The organism is Gordonibacter pamelaeae 7-10-1-b, assembly GCF_000210055.1.
In the GTDB taxonomy this organism is placed as follows: domain Bacteria; phylum Actinomycetota; class Coriobacteriia; order Coriobacteriales; family Eggerthellaceae; genus Gordonibacter; species Gordonibacter pamelaeae.
In genome coordinates this window covers 62,160-62,950 of sequence record NC_021021.1, presented here as the reverse complement: position 1 = coordinate 62,950, position 791 = coordinate 62,160, and the positions used below count along the sequence as shown (strand labels likewise).

Here is a 791-nt window from a genome sequence, read left to right as displayed (position 1 = left end):
CACGACCACCGTGCATCCGGTGGCGGCTCGGGGGTCCTGGGCGTGCCCGCAGCGGAAGGCGGGCAGGTCGGCGAGGGAGGCGGTTCGGAACATGGTTCTCTCCTTGCTCGGGTCGGGCGACAGTAGGCGGGCTGCAGCCATTGTACACCGTCCGCCTCGCCTGGCGGACGGTCGGGCAGGCGTTGTTCGCATGCCGAAAAGCCGTTTGCGCAACGCGGCGAACGAATGTCCGGGCTTGCTAATTGCTGACCTCGCCGCTATGATGATCGAATCCAACCGGGCCGATGCGCTGCCTCCGCGAGAGGAGCGTTTCCCTATGACCGGGTTCCTGAAGCAATCGTCCTGCAAGGGCCATCGTCCCAACCATCTGGCATCGCGCCGCCATTACCCGCGCCCCGACCTCATCGCGCGCCTGCTGCGCGAGCGCCATGTGGCGCGCTTCCTCGTGGCGCCCGAGGGCTTCGGCAAGACGGGGCTCGCCATGGAGTACGCCGACGTGGTGTTCTCGTTCGACCACGTGTTCTGGATCAACGGGAAGAGCCCCTGCTTTCTGCGCGACCTCGACCGGGGCATTATCGTGTCCTCGCTGACGGCGGCCGATGCCACATCGTTCCTCGCGGTGGTGGAGGACGTGCCGCCCCTCGATGCGGCCCGAGCCGCCGCGCTCTCCGGCGTGTTCGACGAGCTGCTGGGGCGCGGATGCGAGGTGCTGGCCACGTGCGCCCCCTCGTGCGACGCCTACGGGCCGCTTCAGCACGATCGCCTGAAGCTCTCCGCCGCCGACCTGCTGC

General features: G+C 68.4%; 1 pseudogene. It reads left to right on the top strand.

From position 1 onward, the window contains the following. Window positions 1-316 precede the first annotated feature (316 nt). Window positions 317-791: pseudogene (locus tag GPA_RS18570) on the top strand (SARP family transcriptional regulator); the annotation flags it as partial.